This window comes from Ruegeria sp. HU-ET01832, from assembly GCF_040371315.1.
Taxonomy (GTDB): domain Bacteria; phylum Pseudomonadota; class Alphaproteobacteria; order Rhodobacterales; family Rhodobacteraceae; genus Ruegeria; species Ruegeria lacuscaerulensis_A.
On record NZ_BAABWL010000009.1, the window covers coordinates 20,911 to 36,725 of the forward strand.

18 protein-coding genes are annotated in these 15,815 nt (G+C 53.9%); 7 read left to right on the plus strand and 11 right to left on the minus strand.

Features of this window, described 5'->3' with window-relative positions; genetic code table 11:
• Positions 1-28: 28 nt before the first annotated feature.
• From argF to ABWV79_RS20695, 4 genes are all read left to right on the plus strand, one after another.
• On the plus strand, positions 29-1,027 hold the full coding sequence (gene argF / locus ABWV79_RS20680) for an ornithine carbamoyltransferase (protein ID WP_170756246.1): 999 nt from the start codon (positions 29-31) through the stop codon (positions 1,025-1,027).
• Positions 1,028-1,030: 3 nt separating this feature from the next.
• Positions 1,031-1,969, plus strand: a complete 939-nt coding sequence (gene arcC, locus ABWV79_RS20685) for a carbamate kinase (RefSeq protein ID WP_353394467.1) — start codon at positions 1,031-1,033, stop codon at positions 1,967-1,969.
• 991 nt (positions 1,970-2,960) lie between these two features.
• Complete coding sequence (gene sstT, locus ABWV79_RS20690; RefSeq protein ID WP_353394469.1) at positions 2,961-4,190, plus strand: serine/threonine transporter SstT; 1,230 nt, start codon at positions 2,961-2,963, stop codon at positions 4,188-4,190.
• Between the two features lie 290 nt (positions 4,191-4,480).
• A complete protein-coding gene (locus ABWV79_RS20695) occupies positions 4,481-4,735 on the plus strand; it encodes an SH3 domain-containing protein (RefSeq protein WP_353394595.1) in 255 nt (84 codons plus the stop codon).
• 138 nt (positions 4,736-4,873) lie between these two features.
• Here the strand turns inward: ABWV79_RS20695 and ABWV79_RS20700 are convergent, their stop codons facing one another.
• The gene (locus tag ABWV79_RS20700; protein ID WP_353394598.1) at positions 4,874-5,137 is read right to left on the minus strand and encodes a LysR substrate-binding domain-containing protein; all 264 of its coding nucleotides are present in this window, start codon (positions 5,135-5,137) and stop codon (positions 4,874-4,876) included.
• On the opposite strand from ABWV79_RS20700, the gene ABWV79_RS20705 reads away from it, so the two are divergent.
• Positions 5,123-5,377 (plus strand): HpcH/HpaI aldolase family protein, encoded by a 255-nt coding sequence (locus ABWV79_RS20705; RefSeq protein WP_353394601.1) that lies wholly within the window; start codon positions 5,123-5,125, stop codon positions 5,375-5,377. The two genes, ABWV79_RS20700 and ABWV79_RS20705, sit on opposite strands and share 15 nt — an antisense overlap.
• 226 nt (positions 5,378-5,603) lie before the next feature.
• Here ABWV79_RS20705 and araD read toward each other — a convergent pair whose 3' ends face one another.
• On the minus strand, positions 5,604-7,337 hold the full coding sequence (araD, locus tag ABWV79_RS20710) for an L-arabinonate dehydratase (protein ID WP_353394472.1): 1,734 nt from the start codon (positions 7,335-7,337) through the stop codon (positions 5,604-5,606).
• Positions 7,338-7,801: 464 nt separating this feature from the next.
• Positions 7,802-8,704 carry a LysR family transcriptional regulator gene (locus tag ABWV79_RS20715; protein ID WP_353394475.1) on the minus strand — a complete coding sequence of 301 codons (903 nt, stop codon included), beginning with the start codon at positions 8,702-8,704 and terminating at the stop codon, positions 7,802-7,804.
• A gap of 130 nt (positions 8,705-8,834) precedes the next feature.
• On the opposite strand from ABWV79_RS20715, the gene ABWV79_RS20720 reads away from it, so the two are divergent.
• Positions 8,835-9,059, plus strand: a complete 225-nt coding sequence (locus ABWV79_RS20720; protein WP_353394477.1) for a DUF1127 domain-containing protein — start codon at positions 8,835-8,837, stop codon at positions 9,057-9,059.
• Positions 9,049-9,273, plus strand: coding sequence for a DUF1127 domain-containing protein (locus ABWV79_RS20725; RefSeq protein ID WP_170383499.1), 225 nt, complete (start codon positions 9,049-9,051; stop codon positions 9,271-9,273). The genes ABWV79_RS20720 and ABWV79_RS20725 overlap by 11 nt, the downstream gene beginning before the upstream one ends.
• 279 nt (positions 9,274-9,552) lie before the next feature.
• On the opposite strand, the gene ABWV79_RS20730 is transcribed toward ABWV79_RS20725, so the two are convergent.
• The 8 genes from ABWV79_RS20730 to ABWV79_RS20765 form a co-directional block, all read right to left on the minus strand.
• Positions 9,553-9,831, minus strand: a complete 279-nt coding sequence (locus ABWV79_RS20730; RefSeq protein ID WP_353394480.1) for a hypothetical protein — start codon at positions 9,829-9,831, stop codon at positions 9,553-9,555.
• A gap of 610 nt (positions 9,832-10,441) precedes the next feature.
• Positions 10,442-11,212 carry an HpcH/HpaI aldolase family protein gene (locus ABWV79_RS20735; RefSeq protein WP_353394483.1) on the minus strand — a complete coding sequence of 257 codons (771 nt, stop codon included), beginning with the start codon at positions 11,210-11,212 and terminating at the stop codon, positions 10,442-10,444.
• A gap of 49 nt (positions 11,213-11,261) precedes the next feature.
• Entirely contained in the window at positions 11,262-12,062 is an 801-nt protein-coding gene (locus tag ABWV79_RS20740) for an NAD-dependent epimerase/dehydratase family protein (protein ID WP_170776871.1), read from the minus strand.
• A 30-nt stretch (positions 12,063-12,092) separates the two neighbouring features.
• On the minus strand, positions 12,093-12,962 hold the full coding sequence (locus tag ABWV79_RS20745; protein WP_353394486.1) for an amidohydrolase family protein: 870 nt from the start codon (positions 12,960-12,962) through the stop codon (positions 12,093-12,095).
• Positions 12,959-14,098: a mandelate racemase/muconate lactonizing enzyme family protein gene (locus ABWV79_RS20750; RefSeq protein WP_353394488.1), complete on the minus strand. Its 1,140-nt coding sequence runs from the start codon at positions 14,096-14,098 to the stop codon at positions 12,959-12,961. Before ABWV79_RS20750 ends, ABWV79_RS20745 begins: the two co-directional genes overlap by 4 nt.
• Positions 14,095-14,748 (minus strand): bifunctional 4-hydroxy-2-oxoglutarate aldolase/2-dehydro-3-deoxy-phosphogluconate aldolase, encoded by a 654-nt coding sequence (eda, locus tag ABWV79_RS20755; RefSeq protein WP_353394491.1) that lies wholly within the window; start codon positions 14,746-14,748, stop codon positions 14,095-14,097. Before eda ends, ABWV79_RS20750 begins: the two co-directional genes overlap by 4 nt.
• Positions 14,745-15,071 (minus strand): hypothetical protein, encoded by a 327-nt coding sequence (locus ABWV79_RS20760; protein ID WP_353394494.1) that lies wholly within the window; start codon positions 15,069-15,071, stop codon positions 14,745-14,747. Before ABWV79_RS20760 ends, eda begins: the two co-directional genes overlap by 4 nt.
• Positions 15,071-15,814 carry a ribonuclease activity regulator RraA gene (locus ABWV79_RS20765; protein WP_010437293.1) on the minus strand — a complete coding sequence of 248 codons (744 nt, stop codon included), beginning with the start codon at positions 15,812-15,814 and terminating at the stop codon, positions 15,071-15,073. The genes ABWV79_RS20760 and ABWV79_RS20765 overlap by 1 nt, the downstream gene beginning before the upstream one ends.
• Position 15,815 lies beyond the last annotated feature (1 nt).

The window sequence follows — 15,815 nt, forward strand, 5'->3', positions numbered from 1 at the left end:
CACTGATTTTTTGTTAGGGAGAGACAAAATGGCATTCAATCTCAAAGGCCGTAGCTATCTGAAAATCGCCGATTTCAGCCAGCGTGAAATGCTGTACCTGCTGGATCTGGCCCGCGATCTGAAACGCGCCAAATACGCCCGCGCCGAACAGCCCTCGCTGACCGGCAAGAACATCTGCTTGATCTTCGAGAAGACCTCGACGCGTACTCGTTGCGCCTTTGAAGTGGCGGCCTACGATCAGGGTGCGAACATTACGTATCTCGATCCATCGGGCTCGCAGATCGGGCATAAGGAGTCGATGAAAGACACGGCGCGCGTTTTGGGCCGCATGTTCGACGGGATTGAATTCCGCGGTGCCGGTCAGGACATGGTTGAAACGCTGTCAGAATATGCCGGTGTTCCGGTCTATAACGGCCTGACCGACGACTGGCATCCGACCCAGATGCTTGCCGATATGCAGACCATGATCGAGCACGCTGACAAGCCCCGCAAGGACATTGTCTATGCCTACTCAGGCGACTGTCGGTCGAACATGGGTAACTCGCTGCTGATGTTGGGCGCGATCATGGGCTGCGACGTCCGGATGATTTCTCCGAAAGAAACCCAGCCCCATGACGATGTGCGCGACTTGGCGATGGAGCGGGCTGAAAAGACCGGCGCACGTGTGACCATCACCGACGATACCTCGGCCGTAGAGGGCGCGGACTTCATTCATACCGATGTCTGGGTGTCGATGGGTGAGCCTAAAGAAGTCTGGGCTGAGCGAATCAAGCTGCTGAGCCCTTACCAGGTCAACATGGATCTGATGAAGAAAACCGGTAATCCAGCCGTCAAGTTCATGCACTGCCTGCCCGCTTTCCACAATCTGGAGACCAAGGTCGGTCAGGACATTCACGAACAGTTCGGCATCACCGAGATGGAAGTGACCGAGGAAGTGTTCGAAAGCGACATGAACATAGCGTTCGAGCAAGCCGAAAACCGGATGCACACCATCAAGGCGATCCTCGTCGCCACATTGGGAGCCTGAACCATGGGACGCGTTGTTGTAGCACTCGGCGGCAACGCGCTTCTCAAACGGGGTGAGGCGATGACAGCGGACAATCAGCGCAAGAACGCGAAGATTGCCGCAGAAGCCCTCGCCCCGCTCTGCGAAGCGCACGAAACCGTCATCACTCATGGCAATGGTCCGCAGGTCGGGATGCTGGCCTTGCAAGAGATCATGTATACGGATGTCGAGGAGTACCCGCTGGACGTGTTGGTCGGCGAAACGATGGGCATGATCGGCTATATGATCGAGCAGGAGCTTGGGAATATCCTGCCCTTCGAGCATCACATCGCCACCCTGTTGACCATGATCGAGGTTGACCCAAGCGACCCGGCCTTTGACAACCCGACCAAGTTCATCGGTCAGGTCTATTCCGAAGCGGACGCCAAGAAAGAGGCGGCTGACAAGGGCTGGACGGTGAAACCGGATGGCGAGTACTGGCGACGCGTTGTGCCGTCACCCCGCCCGAAACGTATCTTTCAGGTCGAACCTATCCGTTGGATTCTGGAAAAGGGCGCGACCGTGATCGCTGCTGGCGGTGGTGGCATCCCGACGATGTACGAGGCAGGTGCTGAACGGAAACTGGTCGGGGTCGAAGCCGTCATCGACAAGGACTTTGCCTCGTGCCTTCTGGCGCAGAACCTTGGAGCAGATTTCTTTGTTATCGCTACAGATGCAGAAGCCGTGTTCCTGAACTGGGGAACGCCTGAACAAACAGGTATTAGATCGATCACTCCGGATTCATTGGATGAGTACGATTTCCCCGCCGGGTCAATGGGCCCCAAGGTCCAGGCTGCACAAGACTTTGTGCGATCCTCGGGCGGTCGCGCCATCATTTGCGCCCTCGCAGATGTTCCTGCAGCCGTTCGCGGTGAAAAAGGGACAACCGTATCGATGGAGGCGGGGAAAACACAGTTTCACTAAGCCCCAAGAATAGGCCCTGTTCATTATGATGCCCTCTATGGGACGTGAGGGACGACGTTGCACGCTGCGCGACACGAGATCGCGCATAGGGGGTGTAAGGCCACAAATTTTTACTGTCTCTGAAGTTCTTGTGGGCGGAATGCCGGCCAGGCAAGATGCTGACCCTCTGCCAAAATATCGTTGCGGCTATAGCGCGGAACTCGGCAGACTTTATGATTTTGGTCCTAAATTTATGACGCTTCGCAGGCGGTTAGTTTCTCAACTGCTGATGTTGCGAAACGAACAACAGGCGCTAAGCCTACTATTGAGCAAAAGGGGTTTAATTGTCGCGCAATCTTGAAGCCACTAGAATGGAGCCCTAAGCGCGGAATCGGTGGCCTCTGGGAATAGCCTTTGGCCAAAATTTGAACATATATTTTTAAAAAGCACCATACGGTAGGAAGCGCAGTTCTGTTGAAATTTCGAAAGTTGGCAAAGTAGTAAATCTAATTTGAAGACCAGCTGCTTTGTCCGCGTTGTAGGCATTCGTTGAATTCTGTCGAACGATCGCGTTGCGCCTAAAGCAGACGTTTTGGCACGCTTTCCTTGCCAAGGCTTATGGCAGTCAACGAAGGGTTGGCGTGGTTCTATAAGAGCCTTCAGCTCACTGTCCTTGCCGTTCCAGTTACGGGCTCATCGTTTGGCGGGAAGGGCAAGTTATAACCCGATTTGGAGCAAACGAACTTTGGGAAATACATTAATAAACATTTATGTTTAGGTGAAATTTGCGAGTAAATTGACGTAAGGTAAGTAACTGTAATAAATCAACAAATTGAACTCTTTTTGGTCGTGAAAACAACCACTTCAGAATGTGCGACAAAGTCTTAGGTCATCTAGAGACGTTTAATTTTGCGCCAAGACCTCCAAATAGCCACCAGCCTTTGAATTTCAACCGTGCCTGCGCGGGCGTGAGCTTCGTCCGTATGGCCCCTACTCAAACAGGATGGTCCCAATGAATTTTATTCTGCGTGGTAGCCTGGTTACCCAAATCACCATCGGCCTAGTCGCGGGTGTTCTGCTTTCCACCTTTTGGCCCGCTGCCGGGTCAGCCGTCGGCTTGCTTGGCGATTTCTTCGTCGACGCATTAAAAGCCGTTGCACCCGTTCTGGTGCTGATCTTGGTTTGCGCTGCGATCACCAACCACAAAAAGGGCAGCGATGCCCGTATGGGCCCCGTGGTACTCTTATACCTAATCGGAACCTTCGCAGCTGCTCTGGTTGCGGTTACAGCGAGCTACATGTTTCCGGTTACTTTGCATCTGACCGGCACGCCCGAGCTTTTGGATGCGCCGGGCGGTCTTGCCGAGGTAGTTAAGAATATCTTGCTTAAAATCGTGGACAATCCAGTAAATGCTCTGGCAACCGCAAACTACATCGGCATTCTAGCTTGGGCCGTTGGTCTAGGACTTGTTTTCCGTCACGCCAGTGACACAACCAAGACCCTGATGTCGGATCTGGACGGCGCGATCACCAAGATCGTCGCAGCAATTATCCGGCTGGCTCCAATCGGTATCTTCGGTATCGTGGCTTCGACGATTGCTGAAACCGGCTTTGAAACACTTGCAAGTTATGGCCAACTTCTGGCGTTGCTGCTTGGCTGCATGATTTTCATGGCGCTGGTTGTCAACCCGCTGATCGTGTTCCTGCGCATCCGCAAAAACCCGTATCCGTTGGTTTTCACATGCCTGAAAGAGTCCGGTATTACCGCGTTCTTCATGCGAAGTTCGGCGGCCAATATTCCTGTGAACATGGAACTTTGCCGCCGTATGGATTTGGATGAAGAGACTTACTCGGTCACGATTCCAATCGGTGCTACGATCAACATGGCTGGCGCTGCGATCACTATAACTGTCATGACGCTGGCAACCGTTCATACAATGGGTATTCAGGTTGATTTCATCTCGGCCGTGTTCCTCAGCATCATTGCCTCGATTGCTGCCACCGGGGCTTCGGGCGTAGCAGGTGGATCACTGTTGCTGATCCCAATGGCCGCCAGCTTGTTCGGCATCGACAATGCAACGGCCATGCAAGTGGTGAGCATCGGCTTCATTATCGGCGTGTTGCAAGACTCTGCGGAGACTGGTTTGAACTCATCGACCGACGTTCTGTTCACCGCGGCGGGATCGTACAAACAAGGAGATCCTTACCCACGAAAGTTGGCCGAGGCTCAACTGCCCGCTTAGGAATTGCGTGAAACACTTCAACCGCTGGCACTGGTCGGCGGTTGAAGAACGGATCGGTATGCAAGACAGGCATCGGGTGCAAGTCACTGAACAATCGCATCGAGCCCAAACCTTAGTTTCGGCTTACTTTAGAATTTTTTGTTCAATTGCCGGTTTAGACGCACGCAAACTTTGGTGGAGGAGTTACGCTTGATGATTAGAGACGCTAAGATTGCAGTTAAGCAAACAGGCAGGTTAACGTTATGCGCAGTGCTATCTTCCTACATTTATTTACATTCTTCCTTGGCGCTATGGTCGTTTCTGAGTCCGCATCGGCAGCTTCTCTCGGACAATACGAGGTTTTTGGCGTTGAAGAGGGAGACATGCTGAAATTGCGTGCAGGACCGGGAATAGGGTTCAACGTGATAGCGGGCTTTCCAAATGGAACCGTTTTACGAGTTCACAGTTGCGAGCAGACCGGCGGCACCCGTTGGTGCCGGGTCTCCTTGAAACGTGCGCGTGGTCTAAAGGGATTTGTATCTTGGGCATATTTGCGAAAACTATGATTTTAGCTTTGCAGGGTGCCACCTTAGATATCTAGGTCTTGTCAAAAGAACCTAAATTAAGGCGGTTAGGATGTTTCCCTAACTTCGGCATATTTTGTACGACAGGTAACGATTGAACTGGATTGCAGTGACTGTCGTCTATTGGTGCAGTTTCGTTCCGGCGACCCAGAACTCATTCCGCCTCGATTGGACACTCGCAGCCAAGAAATCTACGAATAGTCTGACCCGGGCCGTGTTCTTCAAGTCGCGATGTAGCAGTAACCAGATGCTTCTGTAGGGCATGGGTTTCTGAAACGGTGCTCTGATCAGGTTTGGGTGCCGGTCTCCCAGATTGCACGCAAGGTATGCCATGCCAAGCCCGGATGCAGCTAGCCGGGCATCGATGCCATTATTCCAGCGCAGTTTGACCTATCGACAGATTTGGGCGTCTCCGGACAGTTCAATCACCCAGACTTTCTCGCGGCCATTGCAAAGGTCGAAGCTGCCGCAAATAATGCAGGTATCCCGCTGGGTAACGTTGGGCTTGCTAAGCCTCAAGCCGATGCACTTTTCGCCAAGGGATACCGTATTATTGCGGGTTTTGACATTCTGTGGCTCAAAGCAATGGCTGCAGAAACACAGTCCTGGACGAAACAAACTTGACGATGGCGGATAGGATCTTGGGAAAGTGCGTTAGCGTCTAGATCAACATTCCAGCCTCATATACGGGCGACAAATTTGCTCAGATGTAAAGCCCGCTAGAACAGACCTTTGTACAGATGCAACGAATGTCCGCTCAGTCCGCTGAGCGGACGCTTGAGCAGCTTGTCGACAACGTCTGCAATGAATTCAAGCGGGATGCTAGACCTGCAAGAGAGTGGAATCCTGCTCAGTTGATCTCGGGTTCTGGCACTTCTGCGCCGAAGTCTGTCCGCAAGTAGTCGAAATCGCAGCCCTTATCCGCCTGCTCGATGTGCTCTGAAAACATCTTTCCGTATCCTCGCTCATAGCGAGGGGGCGGAGGGGCCCACGCGCTACGGCGGCTTGCAAGGTCTTCCTCCGATAGATCGACGCGCAGAGACCGTCGGGGGATGTCCACTTCTATGATGTCGCCAGTCTCGATCAATGCCAGCGGTCCACCAACGAAAGCCTCGGGTGCCACGTGCAGGATACAAGCCCCATAGGACGTGCCAGACATCCGGGCATCCGAAAGCCGCACCATGTCGCGATGGCCCAGTTTCAGGAGTGCCTTGGGCATCGGGATCATGCCCCACTCTGGCATGCCTGGTCCGCCCTTCGGCCCAGCGTTGCGTAGAACTAGAACATGGTCCGGCGTCATCGGGTAGTCCTCGTCGTCGATGATGGCCTTCAGGTCGGCGTAGCTGTCGGCAACGATCGCGGGGCCCCGGTGGGTCTGGAATTTCGGATCCATCGCGGCGGGCTTGATCACCGCGCCATCCGGGGCGAGGTTCCCGCGCAAAACGGCCAGGGACCCTTCGTGATAAACTGGGTTTGAGAGCGGTCTGATCACGTCGTCATTGTAGTTCAATGCGTTCACGATGTTCTCACCCATAGTGCGGCCGTTCACGGTGAGCACTGACAGGTCGAGCTTTTCGCCCAGCTCCTTCATTAGGGCAGGCAGACCACCGGCGTAGAAGAAATCCTCCATCAGGTAGTCCGTGCCGGAGGGGCGGATGTTGGCGATGACCGGCGTCTCGCGACCGATCGCATCTAGATCGTCGAGCGTCAAATCCACGTCCGCGCGGCGGGCCATGGCGATAAGATGGATGATCGCATTGGTCGAGCATCCCGTGGCCATGGCGACAGTCACCGCGTTCCGCGTGCTTTGTGGCGTCATGATCTTGTCAGGCGTCAGGTCTTCCCAAACCATCTCGACTGAGCGGCGTCCGCTGGCGGCAGCCATGCGCTTGTGACCGGCATCGGGTGCGGGGATCGAAGAGGCCCCGGGCAGGGTCAGGCCCCAACCATCGGCGATGCTCATCATGGTCGCGGCGGTGCCCATGGTCATGCAGGTTCCGTAGCTTCGCGCAACACCGCCCTGCACGCCGTCCCATTGCGTCTTGGTGATGTTACCTGCGCGGCGTTCATCCCAGTATTCCCAGACGTCGGTGCCCGAGCCGAGTTTCTCACCAGCATAGTTGCCTCGGAGCATTGCGCCGGCAGGCATGAAGATGAAGGGCAGCCCCATGCTGACAGCGCCCATGACCAAGGCAGGCGTAGACTTGTCGCAGCCGCCCATCAGGACCGCCCCGTCGATGGGGTGGGAGCGCAAGGTCTCTTCAACCTCAATCGCGCCCATATTGCGGTAGAGCATGGATGTGGGCTTGAGAAACTGCTCTGCGAAAGACTGCACGGGCATCTCCACGGGCATACCGCCCGCTTGGTAGACGCCCTTCTTGACGAAATCAGCCCGGTCGCGAAGGTGATGGTGGCATGGCGAGAGATCCGACCATGTGTTGATGATTGCGATGATTGGCTTGCCGTCCCAATCCGCCCCGTCGAGGCCCATCTGCATAGCACGCGAGCGGTGTCCCATGGACCGCAGGTCGTCAGGTGAGAACCAGCGAGCCGAACGTAGGTCTTCGGGCCTCTTTCTCGTCATTTCATTCTCCTCCAGAATCGAAAACATGTACGGGATCATGGTAACTTTCGTCCTGCACACCAGAACGAGACCCAAAATATCGTATCATCGGAGTGGTGCCCAAAGACACTAGAAATGACCGCGGCCTCCAACAGTTTGCAAAGCGGTACAGTCACGGTGATTGTGCTGAGCTAGACAGACCTGCCAATCTATAAAAAGGAACTGTCGTTCCGCGCCGTTCAACCGCACTCGCTCCCAACAGATGAATGGCCGTTTCGTCCGCAAAGCGGTCACTCAGACGGATCGCAGCGAACGACCGCACTGAGCCCAAAGCTGCCACTACTGCAATCGCCAACGATCGCCATTTATTGGACTTGGGTGCCGTGTCAGTTCACTTCCAATTTTGGCTGTGCTTTCAACTTTTCCGGCGATTGGGCCGAAGTCATTTAAAGCCGTCCGGTTAGTCTTCATTGTTGATTGTCAGGTTATTTGTCGTCTTGGAGATTCCGAAACCGCCGCACCAGGTAATCCACGAACGCTCGGGTTTTCGGCGCTAGATTGCGCTTGTCGGCAAACATTGCGACGATATCAGTGCTGGGTGGTGCGTATTCCGGCATAACATGGACGAGTTCGCCGGATTTAAACTTGCAGTCTGCGATGTAACAGGGGAGCCGCGCGATCCCTATACCAGCCAGAACGGCTCTGAAGACGACATCCGTGCTGTTTCCCTCAAACCTGCCCGTTGCTTCAAATTCATCGCCTACCGTGGGTTCGATGCTTTTCCAAGTGTTCCTTTGGCTTCCTCCTGCTACCCTTAGGCAATTGTGGTCGGCCAACTCGGCAAAATTCGACGGTGTTCCAGACCGCTCAATGTATCCAGGTGAAGCACAAAGCATCCTGCGGCTCCGCATGATGCGCCTAACGACCACATCTGGGTTCTTGCGTTGTTCAGCAAAGCAGATTGCTACATCGAACCCTTCACTCCGAAGGTCTATCTCACGGTCGGTTAAATCCAACGACACTTGAACCTCGAGATTCTCTTCCATGAATTCAGGCAGAGCAGGGATCAGCTGGGACTTGCCAAAGGCAACCGTGGACGCGACTCTTAGTAATCCGCGCGGGATGCCGTCAAAGTTATGTATCATCGCTTCGGCTTCTTTGAATTTATCAGCCATCGCTTTGCATTTTTCGTAGAATGCTTGGCCTTCTTGCGTCGGGGAGACACCTGTTCTGGTGCGATTCAGAAGGCGGTAGTGCACCTGATCTTCGAGCAAGCCGATCTGCTTGCTTACAGCCGATGGGGTTTGTCTCATTGATCGTGCAGCCGCAGATATGCTTCCCTGCTCGACAACCGTCGCAAAGATTAACATTTGCGCAGAAATATCCATGCAATGACCCTTGCTGTTCCAATCTGGCATGGGGCCTTTGCCAAATTGCCAAATTGAGAGCGCTACCAAACTCGCCTATCTCTGCATTGCAGCATAAATACTGCATTGCAGCAATGGACGAGGTAATATCATGGCAATTACTCGATCAAACAGCGGGCTGGATGTCGTTTTCGAAGCTGGCCGCACGTTCTTTCATCAAAAATTGGACACGATGCGAAATGCACAGTCCAAGCGCAGGATTTATCGCGCAACGTATTATGAGCTCTCAGTTCTGTCTGACCGCGACCTGACAGATCTGGGCATCCCGCGCAGTAACATCAAAAAACTTGCTTTGGAGGCCGCCTATGGCTGTTGACACCCAGACGGTTGGTACAAATCGCGGTCACACTATCGCCCAATCAATCAGCTTCTTGGCGTGGATCGGATCCACAGCAAATGCTGCCTTAAAGGCACTGCAAATGGCTCGAATGCTCTCCACACTTTCGAACATGAGCGACTATCAGCTCTCTCAGATCGGAATTTCGCGATCCGATATCCCAAAATATGCCGCAAAGTTAATGGCTGACTAATTGATCCGAGGTTCTCTACGTCAGAGGGCAACACGAAATTTGCTGATTCTCGCTCCTCCCAGAGTAAGCCAGCATGCGCGGGGGCGAAAAAGCCAACAGGGAGCGCCAACGCACGGGCCAGCACTTTCAACTCCTCCCGAAAGTGCTGGCTCGATAATTTTAGACGAATTTGCAGGACCAGAGCTAGAACGACTTGCAGGCGGAAAACAACGATCCGCACTACCCACCACAGGACAACAGGCTTTGCTTCGGCTTCAGCGAACACCTGTCCTATCGGGATCAAATCTCGGAATAGCCCAGCCTTGAAAGAGCACCGGCGACAGCCGGTTCCGTCGGATCTAGTCTACCTTCATGCGCCCATTTTTTGATGCAGATTTCAGTGTCCTCAGGTCTTTCAAACTCCTCGCCTTTAGCCAAAATCACCACAGCGGCTTCACACGCAGAAAGTCCCAAGGCCTCACACACGCCCATTGCGTAAAGCTGGTCATCTCTTTCCTGAACTGCTGAAGATACTTTCATGGCCGAAAGCGCAATATCTACACTAACTTCATAAACCATCGTATTTTAACGCCTTTCCTAACTCAAAACCCTGTGACACAATAAATTTAATGCACTTACTTTTGGCGATTATTAAGTGATTGTTAGGTCTTCTTAAGCCTCTTAGTTGGTCGGGTTTTGTCAGAAGGATTCGTGTCGAGACGGACTGAGCATGCAAGTTCGTTGCGTAATTATTAGGCGGCTTTGTCCCACGGAGCGATCATTCGACCCGATCTGACGAATGGCTGTCATTCGGACAAAACAGCCAAGGTGAAACTAGCTTACACGCCCCTTTTGACCACCCAAGTCTTGTTGAGCACGGGATGCAACTCAGAACTGGATTGCAGTTCTTCGCGCGTGAGCCCGTAGTTGAGATAACGTTCCAAATAGAGCGCGGTCATTTCCGGATCACTCGGATTGGCAAACCATTGACGTGATCTGAGGTTCTAGGGCTTCATACGTGACATGCGTGTCTCTTAAGTCTTGGTCGTGTTTCGGTTAAATCGTTCGACCATTTAACATACCAAACAGCGCGAAAAGCGGATCTTCATATTTGAGCAGCGCTCAGTAGCGGAAACCGGTCTGGCTTCACGTTTTTGAAACGCGCTTCCCAAAATTCACCGCCAACAGACTATGACAGTCCACCACCACGCACCTGGGCCAAAGCGTCTTTCGAAGCAGCAGCCATCAAACGGGCATCCGACGCGATTGTGACGAACTGGAACCCCATTTCGATGCGCTTCAAAGCGTATTCCGGTGTTCCGTTATGGCAGCCAGCGAACTTCCCATACTCTTTTGCCTTGGCGGCTATCAGTTCAATGGCCTCGGCCACGGGGGGCTCGACCTCATCGAATGCCGGGCGGCAACCTAAAGCCAGGGAAAGATCGGAAGGTCCAATGTACACGGCGTCGAGCTCTGGAACCGACAGTATGTCTTCAAGGTTGTCGAGACCTTGTAGAGTCTCGATCATCGCAAAGACGACGATCGTGTCATTGGCATGCAGTGGGTAATCTGAACCTCCGTACAAGAGGCCTCGGGTCGGCCCAAGACTCCTTGTTCCGTTGGGCGGGTAGTGTGTCCACGCCACAAGATTCTCGGCATCTTCGCGGTAATTGATCATTGGGCAAATAACGCCGTAAGCCCCGGCATCGAGCACCTTCATCAAAATACCGGGCTCGAGCCACGGCACGCGCGTAACTGGGACGGTATCGGTTGTCGAAATTGCAGTAAACATCTCGACCGCCTTCTGGTAGTCGATTACGCCATGTTGGATATCAACAGTAAGCGTGTCCCATCCCTGATGCGCCATGGTTTCGGCCGAGAAACCGCTTGGAATCGCCAGCCATCCATTAACTACAGGCCGTCCGGCGGCCCAATGCTCTCTAATTTTGTTTGGTCGCATCAGTTTACCTTTTCAGAATGTCCACCCATATGGGCTGATCGGATTGGAGCTATTCTTCAAGAATGCCCTGACCACAGAACTCTCCGCCCTGATAAACTGCGGAAACTTCGTCTTTCGCAGGTGGGGTGCATTCGGCATCGATACGGGCGCGAAACGTCTCGGAGTTGTCTTTTGGCTTCCAGCCCAGAAAGCTTGTTTCACGATTGTCCCACCAGGATGCGTCGTTGTTCGAAGCACCGTAGACAATCGGACATCCCAAGCGTGGAATAGTGAAAACACTCTCTATAAGAGATATCAGGTCATCGTAACTCAACCAGGTTGCAAGCATGCGATGGTTCTTTGGTTCCGGAAAGGATGAACCGATGCGGACCAACGCTGTCTCGATCCCAAACTTCTCAAAATAGAGCCTTGCGAGAGCTTCTCCGAAGACTTTTGACACGCCATAAAGACCATCGGGCCTTACCTGTGCATTTGCATCAAGCCGCGATGTCTGTTCGTGAAAGCCAATCGCGTGATTTGAACTGGCAAAGAAAATCCTCGGCGTAACCGACGATTTTCGGGCCGCTTCATAGAGGTTGAAAACACCGTCGATATTAGATTGTTTTATAGTTTCCCATGGGGCTTCAATCGATTGCCCCCCCATGTGAACAATCCCTTCGCACCCTTCGACCATGGCCTCAACCGCATCTTTGTCGCCCAGATCACAATATACGATTTCTTCATTTGCGCCCGCGGGGCCCACATCCTCGCGCGCGCCAAGGCGAATTGTGGTAGCTAGGCCGTGCAAGCGAGACCTGCAAACCGACCCAAGGTTGCCGTCCGCGCCCGTTATCAAAAGTTTGTTTAGCATTTTGTATATCTCACTTTTTGTTCGCGGCGATCAAGTTGCTACAGATTGGAAGCCGTAGAGTTCTTCGGCGTTTTCTACGAGAGCGAGGTGACGCGCGCGGTCGTCTGGAAACCAGCTCAGAACCGTGTCGAGCAACGCGGCGTCATTAGGGTAGTCCGCAGTTTTTGTCGCCGAATTGTGAGGAAAATTCGTTCCCCATACGATGCGCTCGGGGGCATAGGCTGCCATGATCCTCGAAACTTTAGCTACATCCGAATAATGCGGTTCGCCTTCAATGGAGGACTCATAACAACCAGCAAACTTGAACCAGCATCTGCCACCGTCGACCAGGCGTTTGAGCATTCGGATTTCATCGCCATCAGGCGCGAGACTCCTTAAGAATTTGCCATGGTGGTCCAACACCCATCTGGACCGTAGTTTTGAGAGCCTCTCAACATGGTCCGATATATTCGAGCCATCGAACTGAATCGCAATCATCCAGCCCGCGGCGGAAGCACGGGCATCAACCTCTTCGAGCTGGTTGAGACCAACCGCGCCCCCTGGCAGATCCACGATACGCGTCCCAACGGCCCCTCCATCCTTGAGCATTTCAAGCTCTGCATCAGAGGTTTCAGCGTCTATGGCGGCCACACCGCGTGCTACCTTGCCGGTTTCGTTGAGCGCTGCCAGCAAATTCGCATTGTTGGTCTGATGCGCGTTTCCTTGCGTGATGACAAACCGGTCGATGCCAAGCCGGCCCTTGACTTGTCGGTACTCTGATAACCCGGGCTGGCCCTCTGGCAGAGCAGGACCTCCTGGAAGTGCTGGAAACCCGGAAAGATAGACGTGAAGATGTGTATCAATGGCGCCTGCAGGCAGCTTGATTTCAGGGGCACGGCCAGAGAAGCTGCGTTCGATCATTCGGGGTCTCCCATGGCGAACTCTGCCAATGCGTCACGATTTATCTCAATACCCAGACCCGGTTTGTTCGGAATTGCGATCACACCGTTTTCATGTTCGATCGGGTGGGTGATTATCGCCTGCCTGAATGGGTTGTGCGTCCGATCAAACTCAAAAATCGGTTCGATTGGATTGCGTCGTGGCGGGTCTGGTAATAGGGCCGAAACAAACTGAAGGCTCGCAGCGATTTGCACCGCTGTTCCCCAAACATGCGGAACAACACGTACGCCGTGAAGAGCCGCCATATCAACGACCCGGCGCATCTCCGAAAACCCGCCAGTGCCACACAAGTCTGGTTGGGCGATATCGATACATCCTGTTTCCAGGGGCTCGCGGAACGCGAACCTGCCATGCCAAGTCTCGCCACCAGCAACCGGAATAGGTTGACCGGCGCGTACGCGACGGTACGCGTCAAGTTGTTCGGGGATGACTTGTTCCTCTAACCAATCGATATCGAACTCTGCCGCACGGTTGCCCAGAGTGATCGCTTCTTGAAGCGAGTATCCGTGATTTGCGTCGATCATCAGACGAGTATGCGTTCCTATCGCTTCGCGCACCGCCTTGATGACTGCAAGATCTTCCTCCACCCCAAAGCCAACCTTGATTTTAACTGCGTGGAACCCTGCAGCGACCTGGGCTGCGCATTCCTCGGCATTGTCCGAAATACGATCGACCCCGTCGCGCCGGAATGACCCAGTCGCATATGCCTTTACAGTTTCCCGAACACGTCCTCCGAGAAGCACCGAAACCGGAACGCCAAAGTGGTGACCCTTGATATCCCACAAAGCGACATCAATTCCTGATAGCGCGGTCATTGTGAGACCGCGCTGCCCTTGGTCTCGTAGGAGATTATACAAGCCTTGCCAGAGAACTTCCGTGCCCAGCGGATTGCGGCCAATCAAGTAGGGCGCATAGGCCTTTACGATCGCAGCGTTTGGCTGAGCTGGCCCCAGGCATTCTCCCCAACCTGTTGTTCCGTGGTCACAGATAATCTCGACCAAAACATGTTGGCGCCGCGTGAAACGAGTTGCTGCGCTCTCGAAGGCGGTCTCAAGCTTGTAGTCAAGAAGATGTGTATGGACCTCGGAGATCTTCATTTACACACCTCCAACTGGGCCGCGTCCCGAGCCAAAGTTTCGATACCCGCCCAATCGCCCACAGCGATAAGATCATTGGGCGCCACCCAACTGCCTCCAACACAAACTACGTTCTTCTGCACCAGGTATGAACCGGCATTCGCCGCGCTGACCCCACCCGTAGGACAGAAGGAAATTTGCGGCAAAGGCCCCCCAATAGCGTTGAGTGCCGATACCCCGCCCGAGGCCTCGGCTGGAAAGAACTTGAGCATATCATAGCCGCGCGCCAAAAGACGCATCGCCTCAGACGCAGTCGCGGCCACGGGCAGGAGCGGCAATCCTTCGGCTTCACAAGCCGCAAGAAGTTCATCGGTTGCACCCGGAGAGACACCGAAGGTAGCGCCCGCCTCTTTGGCAAACTGAACATCTTCGGGGGTTATCAGTGTGCCAGCCCCCACATGTCCATCCGGGACGCCGCTCATAATTCGAATGGCCTCGAGAGAGGCAGGGGTGCGCAACGTGACCTCCAGAGAGCGCAAACCGCCTGCGATAAGCGCCTCGGCCAATGGTCGGGCTGCTGCGACATCATCAACCACCAAAACCGGAACAATTGGCGCGAGTGCACAGATTTCTCGGGCCCGTAAACTCGCTGCCTTTGGAGAAACAGTCATCTGGACAAATTATCCTTTTGGTAGGTGCATCGTTTAACCGATCCGACTGTGAAGCGGAACGAGTTGCACGGCGCGTTTTCTAAGCCAGACGAGACAGTTAAAATTTTGGCGGCGGTCGCCGAGTTTTCAAGCAAGCCGGAATCCATACCGTTAAATGCTCCCAAAGCTGTCATACGCCGCGGGTTGATTTGTTTGTCGATCCGTTTCTGCCCCAGTTCTCTGCTGTTCTTTAAACCCAAGGCGATGATCCTCTTAGTGAGTGAGCCCTGAAGAGAAATGAGTTCCTTCCAGTATTGTACAATAAATGGCAGCGATTCAGACATCAGTCAGAGAGCCGTGCGCGCCAGACCTCAAATCGTTCAAGAACGTCTGGGTCGGTTGCAGGATAGAGTCCGATTACGGGGGTGTTTTTTCGCACCTCTTCCAGAACGAAGCGTTCGAACAGCTCCATTGGGCCTGCCTCGATCGCAATGTCATCGGCGAGGTGACGTGGGATAATCATGACACCATCGCTGTCACCCAGAACGATGTCGCCGGGGTAGACCGCCACACCGCCACACCCGATTGGCAAGCCGATATCAACCGCATGATGTTTCGTAAGGTTGGTTGGGGCAGACGGTTTTGCAGCAAAGACTGGCATCTCAAGTGCTGCGGCACCGTCGGCGTCGCGAATTCCACCATCCGTGACAACGCCCGCTGCTCCGCGCATTTCCAGTCGCGTTAAAAGGATCGAACCTGCCGAGGCGGCCGTGGCGTCCTGCCGACAATCCATTACCAATACTGCGCGTTCAGGACATGTTTCCACGGCCACGCGCTGCGGGTGATCTGGCTCACGAAACGCCTCGATCGGGTCGGTGTCTGGCCGTGCAGGAATGTAGCGCAGTGTAAAAGCCGGGCCCACAAGGGTGGGCTTGCCCTTGCCCAATGGGGCAACGCCTTGAACATAGGCGTTTTGATAACCGCGTTTGTAAAGCAGCGTGGCCACAGTCGCTGTGCTGACCTTTGACAAGCGATCAAGCGTATCCAGATGCAGTTTGATCGTTTCGGCAGGCTGAGGGTTCGGCAAG